This is a genomic window from Bacteroidota bacterium, assembly GCA_025059945.1.
Lineage (GTDB): Bacteria > Bacteroidota > Rhodothermia > JANXDC01 > JANXDC01 > JANXDC01.
This window is the reverse complement of sequence record JANXDC010000011.1, coordinates 44,398-62,405: the sequence shown is the minus strand read 5'-3', so window position 1 is coordinate 62,405 and position 18,008 is coordinate 44,398. Positions and strand designations below refer to the sequence as shown.

General features: G+C 63.1%; 9 protein-coding genes. 4 read left to right on the top strand and 5 right to left on the bottom strand.

Annotated features, from left to right (window positions below; genetic code table 11):
* Positions 1–127: 127 nt before the first annotated feature.
* The 4 genes from NZ993_06040 to purM form a co-directional block, all read right to left on the bottom strand.
* Positions 128–2,476 carry a TonB-dependent receptor gene (locus NZ993_06040; GenBank protein MCS7155353.1) on the bottom strand — a complete coding sequence of 783 codons (2,349 nt, stop codon included), beginning with the start codon at positions 2,474–2,476 and terminating at the stop codon, positions 128–130.
* Positions 2,473–3,978 (bottom strand): histidine ammonia-lyase, encoded by a 1,506-nt coding sequence (hutH, locus tag NZ993_06035; GenBank protein ID MCS7155352.1) that lies wholly within the window; start codon positions 3,976–3,978, stop codon positions 2,473–2,475. The genes NZ993_06040 and hutH overlap by 4 nt, the downstream gene beginning before the upstream one ends.
* 83 nt (positions 3,979–4,061) lie before the next feature.
* Positions 4,062–4,388: a hypothetical protein gene (locus NZ993_06030; protein MCS7155351.1), complete on the bottom strand. Its 327-nt coding sequence runs from the start codon at positions 4,386–4,388 to the stop codon at positions 4,062–4,064.
* A 1-nt stretch (position 4,389) separates the two neighbouring features.
* Complete coding sequence (gene purM, locus NZ993_06025) at positions 4,390–5,394, bottom strand: phosphoribosylformylglycinamidine cyclo-ligase (GenBank protein MCS7155350.1); 1,005 nt, start codon at positions 5,392–5,394, stop codon at positions 4,390–4,392.
* A 127-nt stretch (positions 5,395–5,521) separates the two neighbouring features.
* On the opposite strand from purM, the gene NZ993_06020 reads away from it, so the two are divergent.
* Positions 5,522–7,147 carry a hypothetical protein gene (locus NZ993_06020; GenBank protein ID MCS7155349.1) on the top strand — a complete coding sequence of 542 codons (1,626 nt, stop codon included), beginning with the start codon at positions 5,522–5,524 and terminating at the stop codon, positions 7,145–7,147.
* A gap of 11 nt (positions 7,148–7,158) precedes the next feature.
* Positions 7,159–10,689 (top strand): chromosome segregation protein SMC, encoded by a 3,531-nt coding sequence (gene smc / locus NZ993_06015; protein ID MCS7155348.1) that lies wholly within the window; start codon positions 7,159–7,161, stop codon positions 10,687–10,689.
* Between the two features lies 1 nt (position 10,690).
* Here smc and NZ993_06010 read toward each other — a convergent pair whose 3' ends face one another.
* A complete protein-coding gene (locus tag NZ993_06010; GenBank protein MCS7155347.1) occupies positions 10,691–14,119 on the bottom strand; it encodes a methylmalonyl-CoA mutase family protein in 3,429 nt (1,142 codons plus the stop codon).
* Positions 14,120–14,258: 139 nt separating this feature from the next.
* Here NZ993_06010 and NZ993_06005 point away from each other — a divergent pair, with 139 nt between their 5' ends.
* Together NZ993_06005 and NZ993_06000 are read left to right on the top strand one after the other, a co-directional pair.
* A complete protein-coding gene (locus NZ993_06005; GenBank protein MCS7155346.1) occupies positions 14,259–17,483 on the top strand; it encodes a M4 family metallopeptidase in 3,225 nt (1,074 codons plus the stop codon).
* A gap of 81 nt (positions 17,484–17,564) precedes the next feature.
* Positions 17,565–18,008 (top strand): Bor family protein, encoded by a 444-nt coding sequence (locus tag NZ993_06000; protein ID MCS7155345.1) that lies wholly within the window; start codon positions 17,565–17,567, stop codon positions 18,006–18,008.

The window sequence follows — 18,008 nt, the reverse complement described above, 5'->3', positions numbered from 1 at the left end:
GGTGCGAGTTTTTTCGGGATCGGCCCCCGCTGGCGGACGCATCCGCCTGCGGGAACCGAAGCGCGCCGAAAATACAGCGCAGCGGCCTTGGAAAGCAAGCTATCAACGGAATCGGGGGAGGTCGCGATTATTCCTCGTGCAGAAGGCGCAATCGGAAATTGACCAGGCGGGGCGTGAGGCGCGTGGGCACGCGCTGCCAGGCCCCTTGCGCGTCCACGTACCAGGCGTAGGCTATCGTGTTGACCATGTCGAAGAGGTTCAAAACCTCCGCCGACGCGTACGCCCGCCACCCGGGCGCAAGCGCGACCTGGCGCGTTAAGCCCACGTCCACGCGCTTATATTCCGGAAAACGCGCGGCGTTGCGAGGCCCTGGCCTGGGTTGGCCGGAGAGCACGTCGGGGTTGGGAGGCGTATAAGGCACGCCCGTGCCGAAGAGCAGCTTCACGTGCACCTGCCAGCGGACGTCCCCGGGCACGTAATCCTGAAACAGCACGGCCACTGTGTGGCGCTGGTCCGTGGGCCGGGGAACCCAGACCGCCTCCCCTTGCAGGCGCTCCCGGGTTACCAGGTAACTATAGCTTACGTAGCTCTCCAGCCCCGGCACCCACTCACCCCGCAGGTGCACATCCAGCCCGTAGGCGTATCCATGGGCGCTATTGGACCCCTCGTAAAGCAGGCGCAGGTTGCGCACCTGAAAGGGGATCAACTCGCGCAGAACCTTGTAGTAAGCCTCCACCTGAAGCGACCAGCGGTTGCGCTCAAAAAAACGCTGCAAGCCGATCACGTAGTGCCAGGCGCGCTGCGCCCGGAGCTCCGAAGCGGGCCGCCCCTCCAGGTCGCGCCACTCCGCGTACAATGGGGGTTGAGCGTATAGCCCCCAAGCCGCGTATGCGCTGGTGCGTTCATCGTGTCGGTAGGTCGCCCGTATTCGGGGCGACCAAACGCCCTCGGCCGTGCGGCCGTCCCAGGTGTAGCGCAGACCAAGCTGCAGCACGGCCAAGGCCCGCGACCACAGGAGGTTTCCGTATAGCTCCCATCGAGGCCAGGTGGCGCTAAGCGCCCCCTCGATGCGTTGCAGCGTATACAGGGAATCGGCCCGCCGCACCTGCACGATCTCTTGCAGGTGATCGGCCGCATGGAGCATCCGGTAGGTGGCCTTGGCCTCCCCAAGCCAAGAGCGGGTGCTGTAGCGCGCGCCCAGGGCCCAACGCCCTTCGCGGAGGCGCACCCAGCTATTGGCCGTCTCCCGCTGCCAGGCGTAGCCGATGGGCACGTGCTCCGCCCTGGAGGGATCGTCCTGCTCCGGTCTGAGGATGCGATACAAGGTGGCCTGCCCGTTTAAGAGGTAGCGTTCTTGTTCGCGGGTCGCGTACCCGGCTGCCTCCAGCTCCGCATCCCAGCGCGAGCCCAACCGATAGCGCAGCCTTAGCCCAAGCAGGCCGCTTTGGTAGCTATCCGATTCCCGGCCGTCATAGGAAAGCCACAGGCTGCGCAGGTCTCGATACGTGCCGTAATAGGTGCGGCGCTGTGAGGGGACAAGCTCGAATCGGTTTTGCGCCCACAGCCCCAAAAACTCCACCCTCAGGGGCCCGCGCTCTAAGCCGGACCAAAGCTGCAGGTCCCAGAAGCGGGGGTTATAGCGGCCTTTAAGCTCCTGGCTTCCGAACAGGTATCCGGCCTGCGCGTAGCGCGTTCCCGCAAGCACGAAGGCCCCCCTGTGGCCCGCGCCCACGTAGCCGCCGGCCTCCAACAGCCCGGCGTAGGCGCCCAGTTCGAGCCGCTCCGGGCGTCGATAGCGCACCTCCAAGGCGGAGCTCATCCGATCCCCGTAGGCGGCCGAAAAGCCTCCGCTATAGAAACGCATGCTTTCCAGTAGGTTCGGGTTCGGCAGGGCTAGCCCCTCCTGCTCCCCTTGGCGGATGCGCAGGGGCTTGTAGACTTCGAAGCCCTCGATGTAGACGAGGTTCTCGTCGAAGTTCCCCCCTCGGACCCGGTATTGATAGGACAGCTCGTTGTTCGTGGCCACCCCAGGCAGGATCTGAAGGGCCCGCAGCGGATCCTGAAAGGGGCCCGGTAGGACCTCCAGCGTCCGCTTGGGTAAGGACCAGCTTCCGGCCTCTTGTTCGCTCCGAGGCCGTTCGATCGTGACGGGCCCTAGCTCGTAGGATTGTAGTAGAAGCCCCACCTCTAGTGTCGTCACCCGGCCGGCGCGCACCCAGAGGGAGTCCTCCCAGGGTCGGTATCCTAGGGCCTGCACGCGCACCCGGTAGCGGCCCTCCGGAACCGGCAGACGAAAACGCCCCTCGGCATCGGCCGCCGTGCCGTAGTTTGTGCCCACGATCAAGACGGTCGCGGCCGGAATGGGCCGGCCGGCGGCGCGGTCGTAAATGCGCCCTTCCACTACTCCCCAGGTCTGCGCCCAGGCCTGAACGGCCCAGGCGATCCAGCAAACCCCCATAAACCCGATTCGGCTCATAGCAAGGCAGGCTCCGCCTCCAATAGAACCCCTGAGCGGACCAGCTCCAGCGCCTGGGCGATGCTTGGGCTCAGAAGGTGATCGGCCTCGGCGTGCGGTATATGCTGTCGTACGATCTCATGCGCCAGGCGCACGCCCCGACCCGGCATCAAGGGGAGCCGATAATCAAGCGCCTGCGCGGCGGCCAGCAGCTCCAACGCTAGCACGGTCTCCGTGTTCTCCAGGACCTGCAGCAGCTTTAGGGCCGCTATGCTGCCCATGCTCACGTGATCTTCTTGGCCCAAAGAGGTGGGAATGGAATCGACCGAGGCGGGATGGCAGAGGACCTTGTTTTCGGAGACCAGGGCGGCGGCCGTATACTGAAGCAGCATGAGCCCAGAGTTAAGCCCCGTGTTGCGCACAAGCAACCTGGGCAGCCCGTCGCGCCCCTCCAGCAATAGATACAATCGCCGCTCCGAAATGCTGGCCAGCTCGGCCAAGGCGATCGCGGCCAGATCTAGAGCCAGAGCCAAGGGCTGGCCGTGGAAGTTGCCTCCGCTTAAGATCGTGCCGTCCTCAAATACAAGCGGGTTGTCCGTGGCCGCGTTGATTTCCGTCTCCACCACACGCTCCAGATACGCCAGCGCGTCGCGGCTGGCCCCGTGCACCTGGGGCGCGCAGCGCAGCGAGTAAGGGTCCTGGACCTTGTCGCAGAGCCGGTGAGATGCCAGAATTTCGCTTTCCTGCAGAAGCCGACGCACGTTTTCGGCCACGATGGCCGCACCCGGATGAGGCCGCACCGCATGCAGGCGGGCGTCAAACGGCCTGAGGCTTCCCTGCAGGGCCTCCAAGGACATGCTCAAGATCAGGTCCGCTGTGGGCAGGAGCCGACGCGCCCGCAGAAGCACCCAGGTCCCGCAAGCGCTCATCAGTTGCGTGCCGTTGATTAGGGCCAACCCCTCCTTGGGGCCCAACTCCAGGGGTGCCCAGCCGCGCTCCAGCAGCACTGCGCGCGCCGGACGCAAGCGCCCCCCCTCTTTGAGCTCCCCCTCGCCGATAAGGGGCAACACAAGATGAGCCAGGGGGGCCAGATCCCCGCTCGCCCCCAGCGAACCCCGAGACGGGACCCAGGGTAGTAGGTCCGCATTGTAGAGTGCAATCAGCCGCTCCAGCGTCTGGGGCCGCACCCCGGAGTATCCCAGGGCCAGGGAGTTGATCTTCAGCAGCAGCATAAGCCGAACCACCTCATCCGGAAGCGGCTCCCCTACGCCCACGGCGTGCGAAAGGAGTAGGTTGCGCTGCAGTTGGCTTCGCGCTTGCACCGGGATGCGCTCCTGCGCCAGGGCGCCAAAGCCGGTGTTTACGCCATAGACGGGAACCTCCTCCTGGGCGGCAAGCTCGATCCAGCGCCAGGCGCGATGGACCCGCTCCCAGGCCACCGGAGATAGCCCGATAGGCTCCCGGCGCGCCAGCAGCTCGGCTATGCGCGCTATCGTAAGATCTCCGCCCTCTAGGATCACCATGCGCTTCGGCGTCTTTCGATTTGGAAGCTCTCAAGGGGGCATTCGGCCTACCCCGAGACTGCGTTCCGGTTTCGGCAAACGCCCTAGACGGCCGGAGCGGTCCGGGTGTAGGCGTACCCTTGCCGGGCTATTTCCGCTGCCTCCTCCAACCAAGCCCCCAGATCGCCCCCTCGGTCAAGAAGCCGCACCGGAGCGATGCCCAGAGCCGGGGCCTCGAAGTACGTGTCGGCCTCCGTGGAGCCGACGTAAAGCCACACGTAGCCGGAGGAAGGCTCTGAGCGCCGCCACTCGATCTCCAGGCCCACCTTCCACTCCGATGGGCGCAGCAGCTGTCGACCCCGCAAGCGCCCCTCCCCGCGCAACCGGCGCAGCAGGCGCAGTAGCTGCATCCAGCGCGTTTGGCGGTCCATGTTACCTTGGGATCACCTCTCCGATTACCCAGGCCTGTTCACCGACTTGATCAAGCCAAAGCAGGGCTTGCTGGGCGTGCTCCGGCGGGACAACGGCCACAAGCCCGATGCCGAGGTTGAATACGCGGCGCATCTCCTCTTCCGAGACGGGGCCCAGTCGTTGCATCAGGGTGAACAAGGCCGGACGAGGCCATGCGTTCCAGTCGATCCGCAGCCCCAAGTTGGGCGCAAGCAGGCGGCGCGTGTTGCCCTCTATACCCCCACCGGTGATGTGGCTAAAAGCCCGAACCGGAACGGCCTGCCGCAGCCCGCGGATCAAACCCAGATACGATCGATGCACGGCCAGGAGGGCTTCGGCGAGCGTAGCGCCCAACTCCTCGACATAGCTCTCCAGCCTATAGTGAGCCAAAAGCACGCGACGCGCCAAGCTGTAGCCGTTTGTGTGCAGGCCCGTGGAGGGAAGCCCGATCAAGACGTCTCCGGCCTGAATTGCGGACCCATCCAAAATCCGCTCGCGCTCGACGATGCCCACAATGGCACCGGCCAGATCATAATCACCGGGCGCGTATAGATCGGGCATCTCGGCCGTCTCGCCGCCGATGAGGGCGCATCCGTTCTCGCGGCAGGCTTCGGCTATTCCCTTAATGACGTGCTCGGCCACCTCCGGCTCAAGTTTTCCCGTAGCGAAATAGTCCAGAAAGAAAAGGGGCTCGGCGCCGCATACGGCGATATCGTTTACGCAATGATTGACGAGATCGCGGCCGATCGTGTCATGCCGCGCGGCCGCGATGGCGATCTTGAGCTTGGTACCTACCCCGTCGATGCTGGACACGAGCACGGGATCTCGGTAGCCCAGCTCCGCGATTCGAAATAGACCCCCAAAGCCGCCGATATCGCCCAGCACCCCAGTCCGAAAGGTGTGACGGGCCCAGGTCCGGATGCGCGCCACCAGACGCTCGCCGGCCTCGATGTCCACTCCGGCCTCTTGATAGGTGATGGGCTTCATAGAACCTGCCTCGATCCGGCACAAAGGTAGGCAAAACGGGACCATCGGCGCACCTCTTCCTAAAGCCGCTTGGTCGCTTGCGGCGAGCGGACCTAAATTCGGGCGCGCAGAGCAGGTTCTGGCGCCCATGAGCGCTCTGTCCGCCCCCCGACTGCGGTGGATCCCTTTACTGTGGGGCCTTCTACTGAGCTCACCCGTTGTGAGCCCGGCGCAGCCGGACTGGGGGGTGACGTATTGGCCCCCTGAGGACACGCTTACGGCGATTCGGGACCTGCACGCCATCCGAGAGGCCGGTTTCAGGTGGGTGGAACTGTTGCGCCCGGTTGAGCCCACTCTGCTGCGTTGGTGCGAACGGTTGGGTTTGCGGGTCCTTTATCGGCTTGTGGAAACAGACCGGCCGGGCCCCCAACTAAGGCGCGCGCTAGAACGCTTAAGGACCGAGCTGATTCAAAACCTAGAGCGCGCCCGCCCGTACTCCTGCATAGCCGCCTGGGGCTTGGGGGGACCGGATGCGGTCTGGGATCCGGATGCGCGCTGGGTGCAGACAGCGCTAGCCGAGGAGGTGACGCGACGCGACAGCAGGCCCATCTACCGTCTGGCCGACCCCAGCCTCGGCGCCCTGCCCGGCGGATGGGTGATCTGGGACCTTACGGACTCCGGCCTCGGCGATCTGAAGGAGCCTCCTAGCCCGGCAGGCATGGTGCGCATTGGGCGTCCAGCCCAGGGGCTAGAGCGCTGGCCTCATGTTCGGGCAACCCCCGAGAGAGCCTGGATGGGCCTGTGGACCGATCTTCGGGGTATCGATTCCCTGCAACGACCTCCGCAGATCGTCTGGATTCATACCTGGCGGGACTATCGAGATCTTCGCCCCCGAGTGCGCCTTACTGGGGTCGATCCTTGGTGGCGCCCCTATGGGCTTGTGGCCGCCAACGGAACGCCCCGACCCGCTCTAGAGGGGGTTTTGGCGCGCCTTCGAGGCGAACCGCTCCCGGATCCCTCACCGGACGATTCGCCTCCGCTTAACCCCTGGCTTCCGGTTCTGTGGGGGGTTCTTGTGGCCCTGGGTCTGTACTACCACTACAGCCCGCGTTTTCGGCGCATGCTGGGGCGCTACGTGCGGGCACACCGTTTTTTTATAGAAGACCTGGTGCGCCTTAGAGAGCGCCCAGAATACTGGGCTTGGAGGGGCATGCCGGTGCTGGCCATAAGTGCGGGCCTTTTCGCGCTTCTGGGATATACCCAACTACAAGAGCAAACGGCCTTGCACCGGCTGCTAGGGTTTCTGGAGGAGGCCCCTCTGGGCCATGCCCTGTTATCGGCTATCGGCCGGCGCCCTGAGCTAGTGGCCGCAGCGGGATCGGTCGTATACCTACTTGATCACGGCCTCTGGCTTGCGCTGCTGCGTTGGGGACTACAACGGGAATGGCGCCCTCCGGTGCAAGTGCTTGGGGCTTTGCTTGCGCTGGCACACTGGCCGCTTGCGGCGCTGGCCCTGTTGGGTCTGTTAGCCGCCACTCTTGGATGGCATGCGGAGACTCTATGGGCCGGACTTGGGGGGCTGTGGATGCTGCTGTTCGCTGCCGGACGCATGCAGGCCGTCGTTGATGCTGCGCTGCCCACCCGGCTGCCTTTGCCAATCGTGCTGCTGGCGAGTTTGGGGCTTCCCCTGGCCTTATACGGGCTGCTGGGCGGGCTGCTGTGGAACGTGTTTGATCTGGGCTCGCATCTGGTCTATTTTTGGCGCTCCTTGTAGACGATCGGCCCATGTATCTGGCCCGACTTGAGCTGCACGGCTTCAAAAGCTTCGCCCAACGAACCGTTCTTACGTTCAACAGCGGGCTAACGGCCCTCGTGGGCCCCAACGGATGCGGCAAATCGAATATCGTCGACGCGATCCGCTGGGTGTTGGGCGAGCAAAGGGCGCGCCTGCTGCGGGCCGACCGCATGGAGCAGGTCATCTTTAACGGCTCCAAAACACGCAAACCCCTCGGCATGGCCGAGGTCAGCCTGACCTTTCACAACGACCGAGGTCTGCTACCGGCTCCCTATACGGAGATCCGCATCACCCGGCGCTTGTACCGAGACGGCTATAGCGAATACCTGCTTAACGGGGTCCTGTGCCGGCTGCGGGATATACAAGAGCTGCTATGGGATACCGGCATGGGAACGGACGCCTACTCGGTGATCGAACTTGGCATGGTCGAGGGCCTTCTGAGCGAGGGCGCCGAGGGGCGACGCCGGCTTCTGGAGGAAGCGGCGGGGATAACGCGTTTTCGCCAGCACCGCCAGCTGGCTTTGCGCAAGCTCGACAATACGGCGGCCGATCTGGCTCGCGTCTATGACCTTATAGCCGAAGTCGAGCGCCAAGTGCGCGCCCTGGAGCGTCAAGCCCGCAAGGCGCAGGAGCGGCAACGTTTGGAGGCGCGCATCTGGGCCTTGGAGCGACGTCTGCTGGAACATGAACAGGAGACGCTAAACCGGAAGTGGGAGGAACTCCAAGAGCGCCTGCGCGCCGTGGAGGCCGAATCCAGTCTGGCGCAAACCGAGCGGGCACAACGAGCAGCCGAGCTGGGCAGCTTGGAGGAGCGGCTCTCGGCTCTGGAAGAGCACCTGGGCCAAGATCAAGCCGAGCGCGACCGCCAGGCGGAGGCGCTCCAAAGGCTGCAGGCGGAGCGCCTGCGTAAGGAGCTCTCACTTAAACACATCGAGGAGCGCACGCGACAGCTTGCCGAGCGCATCGAGGCGCTCGAAACCCGAGAAGGCGCCCTCACGGAACGGCAAAGGCAGATCGCAGCGGAGCTAGCGCAGCTGCAAGGGGAGCTTGGCGAGCTACAAACAGCCTGGCAAGAAGCCGAAACCGCGCTCCTGGAGCGCAAATCCGCCCTGGAGGCCGCGCGAAAGAGCTGGGAACAAGTGCGAGCCGAACGCGACAGGCTAACTCGGCAGCTTTACGAGATACGCCTGGAAATCGAACGCCGCTCCAGCGACCGGGCTCAGCGCGCCGCGCGTCTTGAGACGCTCGAAGGGGCGCGCGCAACCCTGCAGACCGAGCTGCTTAGACGTCAAGAGCGCCTGCAGACCTTGGCCGAGCAGAATGAGCGCTTGCAGGCCGCATGGGAGGTGCACGTCCGCAAACAGACCGAGCTTGAGGCCGAACAGGCACATCGGGAAAGGAGGCTTCAGAGCCTGAAGACGGAACAGGAGGCCACGCAAGCCCGCCTGGCGCACCTAGAGGCCGAGGAGCGTTGGCTGGAGGAGTTCCTGTCGGCCCACGAGGGCTTTGGAGCCCCTGTGCGGTTTCTTTTAAGCCGGCCCAATGCGGGGATTCGTCCATGGCCGGTCTTGGATCTTCTGGAGGTCGATCCGGCTGATGAGGCGGCGCTCTCGGCCGCGCTCGGTCCGCTAGCGGAGGCCTTAGTGGTGGAAACCTGGCAAGAAGCGCTGGAGGGCGCGCGCTTGCTGCGGGAGTCCGGACAAGGCAAAGCCCTCTTCATCGTGCTTGAGGGCCTACCCGAGTCTGCTCCCTGGCCCGAAATTCCTCCGGGCGCGGTTCGGCTGGCTGAGCGCGTTCGCCCTCGGGATCCGCGGTGGAAGGGCTTGCGCGATCAGCTTCTGGGCGCCGTGGCATGGGTGCCAGACTGGGAAAACATAAGTAGCCTGACGGCCCGATATCCGGATTTGCTCTGGGTTAGTCCCAACGGGGACCGCCTGGAAGGACCTGCGTATTGGCGCACCGGAGGCGATGAGGCCTCTTTTGTATTGAATGTGTTCAGCGCGCGCAGGCGCCTAAAGGAACTAAAACGACTCCGCCGGGCGCTCATGGCCCGATCCGCGGAGCTGGAGACAAGCCTCTCCGAAGAGGCCCGCGCCCTTGAGGTCCTCAAGGAGGCCCTCAAGGAGCACGCCAGAGCGCTTCGGGATCTGGAGCGCGGCCGCGAACGCATAAGCCAAGAGCAGGCGCGCCTAGAAGCCGAACACCGCCTGCTCAAAAAGGAAGATGAAGCCTTAGAGCGCGAGCGGCAGGCCTTAGAGCAAAGTCGCCCGGAGTGGGAGACGAAGCAACTGGAGCAATCTGCATCCGAGATCAGCTATGCGCTGGCCCGCCAAGAGGCGCTTTATACGCATTGGGAAGGCCGAGTTCGGGAACTAGAGACAGCCTGGACGGAGGCACTCACCGCTGAACAGGCGGCGCGCCTGGCGTATGCCGAGGCGCACAACCGGATCGAGGCCCTCAGCCGAGAGGCCGAACCCCTCGCCCGAGAGTTGCTTCAGCTGGAGCGGGAACGCGACGAGGCGTATAGGAGGCGGATGAGCGCGCTAGAGGAACTCGAAAACCTGCGTACGGAGCTCAGAGGCCTTGAGGCCGAGCTACAAGGCCATCAAGTCGCCTTGAAGGCGCTTCAGAGGCGCTGCCTCGAACGCGAAGCCATGATCCGGGAGCTTCGGGCGCAGCTTCGACGACATGAGGCCTCGTTGCGCGACACGGAGCGCCGGCTCTCGGTCTTGGGGGAGCTTCGCCAAGAGCTTTTGGTCGCCTGCGCCCGACTTGAGACGGAGCGCGCACACCTGGAAGCGCGTCGGGCTGAGCTAGAAGCTAGGCCCAGCACCGAAGAGATACAGGCGGATCTATTCGACCCACAAGCGGCGGCTGCGGAGCTAGAGCATGCCCGGACGCGCCTAGCCGAAATCGGCCCCACGAACGCGCTCGCTCTAGAGGCCTATCAAGAGGAGCGGGAGCGCTTGAGGTTCTTGTATGCCCAGCGCGACGATATCGAGGCCGCCATGCGGGATGTGCGCCGCACCCTAGAAGAGGCTACAGAGGAGGCCCACCGGCGTTTTCGACAAACTTTCGAGGCGATCCGAGAACACTTTCGGACCGTCCTTGGGCTTCTTTTCGAGGAGGTCGAAGAGGCGGATCTGCGCTTAAGCGATCCCTCCAATCCGCTGGAGTCCGACGTGCTGCCCTACCTTCGGCCTCGCGGAAAACGCCCCAGCTCGATCCAACAGCTGTCCGGCGGGGAGAAGGCGCTAACGGCCCTCGCGCTGCTGTTTGCGCTCTACCTGGTCAAGCCCTCCCCGTTCTGCATTCTGGACGAGGTTGATGCCCCCCTGGATGATGCCAACACGATGCGCTTTCTGCGCCTGCTGGAAGGCTTCCGCGACCGCACGCAATTCATCGTCGTTACACACAACAAGCGCACGATGGAAGCGGCCGAGACCCTATACGGGATCACCATGGAGGAGCCTGGGGTCTCCAAAGTCGTGGCCGCGCGCCTGCTCGAGGTGCCGAGCTAGCCTACATGTTGCGCCGGTACTGCCCGCCGACCTCAAAGAAGGCCCGCGTGATCTGCCCTAACGAGCAGACCGTAACCGTATGCATGAGCTCTTCGAAAAGATTCCCCCCGGCCCGGGCCACGGCCTTTAGGCGCTCCAAGGCCTGAGGGGCGCGGTCGGCGTGGCGCCGCCAAAAGGCGCGCAGGTTGCGCAGCTGCTGTTGCTTCTCCTGCTCCGTGGAGCGAACCAGTTCGATTTCGTACTCGTGCTCGCTGGCCCCGGCCCGTACAAAGGTGTTCACCCCCACAATAGGGAGCTGACCGGAGTGCTTGAGCTGCTCGTAGTAGAGGGACTCCTCTTGAATCTTGTTGCGCTGGTACATGGTCTCCATGGCCCCTAGGACCCCCCCGCGCTCGGAGAGCCGGTCGAATTCCAGCAACACGGCCTCCTCAACCAGATCCGTGAGCTCCTCTATGAGAAAGGAGCCCTGCCAGGGGTTTTCGTTCTTGGCCACCCCGAACTCCTTGTTGATGATGAGCTGGATGGCCATCGCGCGGCGCACGGACTCCTCTGTGGGCGTCGTGATCGCCTCATCGTAGGCGTTGGTGTGCAGGGAATTGCAGTTGTCGAAGATCGCCAGCAGAGCCTGCAGCGTGGTGCGGATGTCGTTGAAGGCGATCTCCATAGCGTGTAGGCTGCGCCCTGAGGTCTGGATGTGATACTTGAGCATTTGGCTGCGCTCCGAGGCCCCGTAACGATCCCGCATCGCGATGGCCCAAATGCGCCGGGCCACGCGGCCGATAACCGTGTACTCCGGATCCATGCCGTTGGAGAAGAAAAACGATAAGTTCGGGGCGAACTCGTCGATCTTCATACCCCGGGCCAGGTAGTATTCCACGTACGTGAAGGCGTTGGCCAGCGTGAAGGCTAGCTGCGTGATCGGATTGGCACCCGCCTCGGCGATGTGATAGCCGGAGATGGAGACCGAATAGAAGTTGCGAACCTTATTGCGGATGAAGAATTCTTGTATGTCGCCCATCAAGCGCAGGGCGAACTCGGTGGAGAAAATGCAGGTGTTTTGCGCTTGATCCTCCTTAAGAATATCCGCTTGCACGGTGCCGCGCACCACCTGCAGGGCGTGGGCGCGCAAGCGCTCATAGACTTCAGGCGGAACCACCCCCCACTCGACCAGTTCCCAGCCCGTAACCCCTAGCAGAGCCAATCCGAAGCCATCATGGCCCTCGGGCAGCGGCCCCTCGTAGCGCGGACGGGGCAGACCCAACTGGGCGTAGTGGGCCTCGATGGCCCGCTCGGCCTCCTCAAGCTTGCCCTCCTGATGCAGCCAGCGCTCAAGCTGCTGATCAATGGCCGTGTTCAAGAACATGGCCAAGATCATGGGGGCCGGGCCGTTGATCGTCATCGAGACGGACGTTTTCGGATCGCATAGATCAAAGCCCGAGTAGAGCTTTTTCATGTCATCCAGGGTGCAGATCGAAACGCCCGAATTGCCCACCTTGCCGTAGATATCGGGGCGCTCATCCGGATCGTGACCGTATAACGTAACGGAGTCGAAGGCGGTCGAAAGACGCTTGGCGGGCTGATCGTAGGAGAGATAGTGAAAGCGCCGGTTAGTCCGCTCCGGCGTGCCCTCGCCGGCGAACATGCGCGTGGGGTCCTCTTCTTCGCGCTTAAAAGGATAGACCCCGGCCGTGTAAGGAAAGTAGCCCGGCAAGTTCTCCTTGAGCGCAAAGCGCAGGCGCTCACCCCAGTCTTCGTACTTGGGCAGGGCCACGCGCGGGACCCGCAGGCCGCTTAAGGTCTCGCGATAAAGCTTCGTGCGCACCTGGCGGTCGCGAACCGTGTAGATGAACTCCTCCTGTCGGTAGCGCTCAGCCCACGCATCCCATTGCTCCAAGATGGCCTTGCAGCGGGCGTCGAGCCGGTCGGCCCAATGCTGCTCCATCCTCTGCAAGCGCTCCAGAAGCAGCTCTCGGTCCTCAGGGTTCCAACGCTGCACCTGCTGGATCACCCCGCGCACTTGGCCCCATTTGCGGGCGATCTGGATTTGCTCTTCGGCCCACCGGTGATAACGCCGCACCGTGTCGGCGATCTCCGACAGATATCGCTCCCGCTGGGGGGGGATCAGAGGTCGTTTCTCGGGTATAACGGCGCCAGCCTCCTCGCCATAAGTACGGGAACGCCAATCCAGGCCAAAACGCTCCCGGATGCGCTCCAAGAGGGCTACGTAGAGCCGGTTAGTGCCCGGATCATCGAAGCGGCTGGCGATCGTCGCGTAGACGGGCAACTGCTCATCGGGCACGTTGAACAACCCCCGATTGCGGCGCACTTGCTTGCGCACGTCGCGCAGCGCGTCCAGGCCTCCCCGTTTCTCGAATTTGTTCAGCACAACTAGGTCGGCCAAGTCGAGCATGTTGATTTTCTCTAACTGCGTCGGGGCCCCGTATTCGGGGGTCATCACGTAGAGCGTGATGTCGGCTATGTCCACGATTTCCGTGTCGGCTTGGCCGATGCCGCTGGTCTCCAAAATGAGGAGATCAAAAGCGGCCAGCTTGAGGATCTCGATCGCCTCCCGGGCGGCCTGGCTGACGGCGCGCTCCGAGGCGCGCGTGGCCAAGGAACGCATATACACGCGGGAATTGCTGGCCGAGTTCATCCGGATGCGATCACCCAGAAGCGCCCCCCCAGTGCGGCGCTGAGAGGGGTCAACCGAGACGATGCCGATCGTGAGCTCGGGGAAATCGTTCAAAAACCGGCGCACCAGCTCATCGACCAAGCTCGACTTACCCGAGCCGCCGGTTCCCGTTATCCCTACGACAGGGATGGGCTTGTCGATGGAGGACGCCCACATCCCCTCCTCGGAGTCGGCCCCCACGGCCACGGGCAACCGCTTGCGGGCCTCTGCGGGATGCAGCTCGGCGTACGTGATGAGCTCCGCGATGGCCTTCGTGTCGCGTCTTCGCAGCGCCTCCCATTGGCCGTTTAGCTGGCGAACCGTGGGAAAGTCGCATTGTCGGAGCATGTAATTGATCATACCCTGCAGCCCCATGGACCGACCGTCTTCGGGGGAGAAGATCTTACAGACTCCATAGGCCTCTAACTCCTGGATTTCCTGAGGCACGATCACCCCGCCCCCTCCTCCGAAGACCCGAACGTGCGAGGCCCCTCGCTGGCGCAGCAGGTCAATCATGTACTTGAAGAACTCCATATGCCCGCCTTGATAGCTCGAGACGGCGATCCCCTGCACGTCCTCCTGAATGGCCGCCTCGACAATCTCCTGCACGCTGCGATTATGACCCAGATGAATGACCTCGGCTCCGCTGGCTTGCAGCAGACGGCGGATGATGTTGATGGCCGCATCGTGGCCGTCAAACAGGCTTGCGGCCGTAACAAAGCGGATCTTGTGCTTGGGTCGGTACACGTCGGTCTGCATCGCCTACTCCCGCGATCGCGTGATGTCTTTGTGTAGGGGCTGTTTACATTTATGACCTAGCCTTAACTCAGAATCAGGTGCAAAATACGTTTTTTCTTCGCACTGAGCTACCATGGGCAGCTTCAGGGGTTTTAACGCCATGAAGGGGGTTTTGCTTCTGTGCGGGCTGTTGTTTGGCGCATCCAGCTACGGGCAAAAGCCCGGCCCGGACGGGCGGCCGTTGCGGGGTGACCCCGCAGAGCATGTCCCCCTATACCGTCCGGGTGCGCTGCAGATCCCATCGGCCACCTTTGTCAGTCCGTCGCTCTTTGAGCTGGGCTTGCCCGTAGGGCGCGCCGAGCTTGATCCTCTCCCGGCCCGGTTTTGGGGCTCACTGGGCGCTTCCGTGGCAAGCCCCGGTCGCGCAGGGCGCACCATACAGCTAGCCGCCCCCGCAAGCCCGGGGATCACGCTGTATCGGGCCGAAAACGGCGTGCCTTACTGGATCTCCCTTTCCACCCCGCTTTTTGTAGGCAGTGTCCAGAGCGTAACGCAGGCGGCCGATCGGGCCCAGCAGGCCCTCATGGAGCTGCGCGCGCTGCTCGGGGTGGAGAATCCGGATCAAGAATTCGAGCTGGAGTCCGTACAAGAGGACCCAAGCGGCCGCTGGCATGTGCGCTTTCGCCAAGTGTACCAACGGGTGCCCGTGTGGGGCCGAGACCTGTATGTGCACATAGGGCCGGACGGGGTCTACGCGATAAACGGCCGCTATGAACCCACCCCAAGGGGCGTCTCCACATCCCCCACGCTGCGGCCGGAGGACGCCCTGGAGCTGGCTATAAGGGACCTGCGCCAACGCGGGCAGTGGGCGCCGCCGGATGCGGCCACGATGCGGTGGTTGGGTCTGGAGCCTCCGCAGGTGCAGCTTGTGCTCTATCCGGATCCGCTTCGGGTGCGCTTGGCCTACTCGGTGCGCCTGCACGCGCATTTGATCGGGTATTACGAGTACATCATCAGCGCTCACACGGGGGGAATACTTAACCGCATCGAGCGGCACTGCAGCTTCACAGGCGCCCCCACGCCCACGGTGCGCGCCCGATGGGCGGCGACAGATCGGGGGGACGGAGATCGGCATCCGGCTACGCAGTTTGCCGACGCCCGGGCCATAGACCTAAACGGACGCGAACGAGCCCTGCGCACCTATCGCCACAGCAACGGCGTCTACTACATGATTTGGGATCTTCCCAACCTCAACCCACAAGCTTCCCAGCTGCCGGACAATCCCCGAGGCGGAGCCCTAACGATCGATGCTCGCAACCAGGACCTCAAAGAAGGCGTGCAGCTTTATCACGTCACCTCGCCTAACAACACCTGGACGGACGCCTCGGCGGTTTCAGCCCACTCCAACATGAAGGTTTGCTACGACTACTACCGCAACACCTTCAACCGCCGCGCGATCGACGACAAAGACCAGACCATGATCTCGATCATCCACATCACCCAAAACGGCCAGCCCATGGACAACGCCTTCTGGAACGGTCGGATAATGGGCTACGGGGATGGGGCGCAGGTCTTTAAGCCCTTAGCCGGTGGTCTAGATGTCGCGGGACACGAGATGACGCACGGCGTCATCCAACACACGGCCGATCTGGTCTATCAGTTTCAGCCTGGGGCCCTGAATGAATCTTTTGCCGACGTCTTCGGCGTCATGATCGACCGGGATGATTTCCTGCTGGGTGAGGACATCATGCGACCCGGCCGAGGCCCGGCGCTTCGCGATTTCGCTAATCCCAGCAACCCGGCTCTTCTCAAACCGCAGCCCAGCCACATGAGCCAATACGTGCAGCTGCCCATTGAACAAGATAACGGCGGCGTGCACATCAACAGCGGCATTCCCAACCGGGCGGCCTACCTGGTCATACAAGCCATCGGTCGCGAAAAGGCCGAGCGCATTTACTACCAGGCGCTTAGCCGGTATCTGACCCGAAACAGCCAATTCGTGGACTGCAGGCTGGCCTTAGAGCGCGCCGCACAGGATCTGTACGGGTCGGGGGCTGAGCTCAACGCCGTCCGACAAGCCTTCGATGCCGTGGGTATTGCGGCCTCCGCTGGCGGCGGTGGGGGAAGTCCGACTGTGCCGCCTATATCCGGAGGACGGCAGCTTATTCTCTTTATGGTGGAGGATGGCCGCATCGGATACTGGGACCTAGCCCAAAACCGCGGGGCTGTTTTCAACCATCCGCAGGCCCGAGCCCGGGTCTCGCAAGGCGGCGCGGACCGGGCCCAGCTCAGCGCGGCCGTACATCCTCAGACGGGGCGGCTGTATGTGTTTTACATCACCCCAGAACGACAGCTGGCCGCCATAGAGGTGGCAACGGGTCAGGTACAGGTGTTCCCGCTACAGCTACGCCAACCCGGTGACCTGTGGAACGCCTCCGTAGCTCCGGATGGAAGCCTTGTGGCGCTCATCTCGGCCTACGAAAAAGACCCTAACCTGTACCTAACCGACGGACGCCAGGTTGTGCGCGTCCCCCTTAGGCCTGAGAGCACCGTTGAGGGCCTACAGGACGCCTCGATCCAATACGCGGACGTAGTGGCCTGGTCTCCGGACAAGCGCAAGATCGGCTTTGATGCCTACCACGAATACAAACTGGGCCTAAGCCGAGTCGCCTATTGGGGTATGTACGAGCTCGACTTGAGCAGCGGCAAAATCTATAACCTCGTCCCTGGCCAGTCGGCCGACGTGAACATCGGCAACATCACCTACGGCAACACGAACCCAAACTTGATCGCCTTTAACTACGTGGACGAATTCGGAGATTGGGACATCGTCATAGCCGATCTGGCCCAGCGTCGAGGGGGTTTGCTGAACATCCCCAACCGAAACATCGGAGGCTTTTTCCTGGAAGACGCCATGCGGCCCACGTTCGCCCCAGATGACCGGGCCCTGGCCTTTGTAAGCCCATCGAATAGGCTGCTGCTGTTTTATGAGCTCCCAACCGATCGCTTTGGCGGCCTGCAGCTGGACGTGCCCGTCTACAATCCTAAATGGGCCGTAGACGGCGGGCGCGTAAGAACCGCGCAAGAGCCTGTCGAAGCTCCGCATCTTGAAGCCCTGGAGGTCTATCCCAACCCCGCCTCTGCGGTGGTGCGCATCCGCTTTAGCGGAACGGGGCTTGAGCCGATCCAGTTGGCCGTATACGACCTCTTAGGGCGCCGCGTGCGCCTGTTGTATGAGGGCCTATCGGCGGGGGTATCGGAGTATTGCTGGGACGGTCGCGATGAGGCGGGTCGGCCCGTTGCCTCGGGCTTGTACCTGATACGCCTGCAGCGATCGGCAGCACCCGAAGAGATCCAACAACGATGGGTGTTGTTTAAACGTTAAACCTGGCCTTACGCCTTGGAGGGGTGAGGCCTTTTGCCTAATTTTCGGACAACCGAACCGTCCTAAACAAGGAGGTGCCATATGCATCGCGCGTCTTCTCTCATGCTAGTGCTTCTTGTGTTCCTTACCGCCAGCGGCTGCTACACCATGCAATACGTCATCCCGCCGGAACGCGACCCAGCCGAGTACGAAATTGTGCGCTCGTTTCAGTATCAGCGCAAAGCGCACTTTTTAGTCTTTGGGCTAGTCCCCATCGGCCCGCCGCAAGCAGAGACCATCATCCGGGATGAAGTGCGCCGCTACAACGGCGTAGCCGCGACCAATATCATGATTATGTCTCAGCTTTCGGTTGTGGACTGGTTGATCAGCGCCATAACAGGGGGCTTGTACTTTCCCTGGACCTATGAGGTCCGCGGAGACGTGGTGCGCTTTCGGGCTGCTGCGCCTCAGCGCCGAGACGACGATGCGGCCTCAGCCGGGCCTGAACTCATCGGACCGGTGCGCTATACGGTGCCTAAGCGCTAA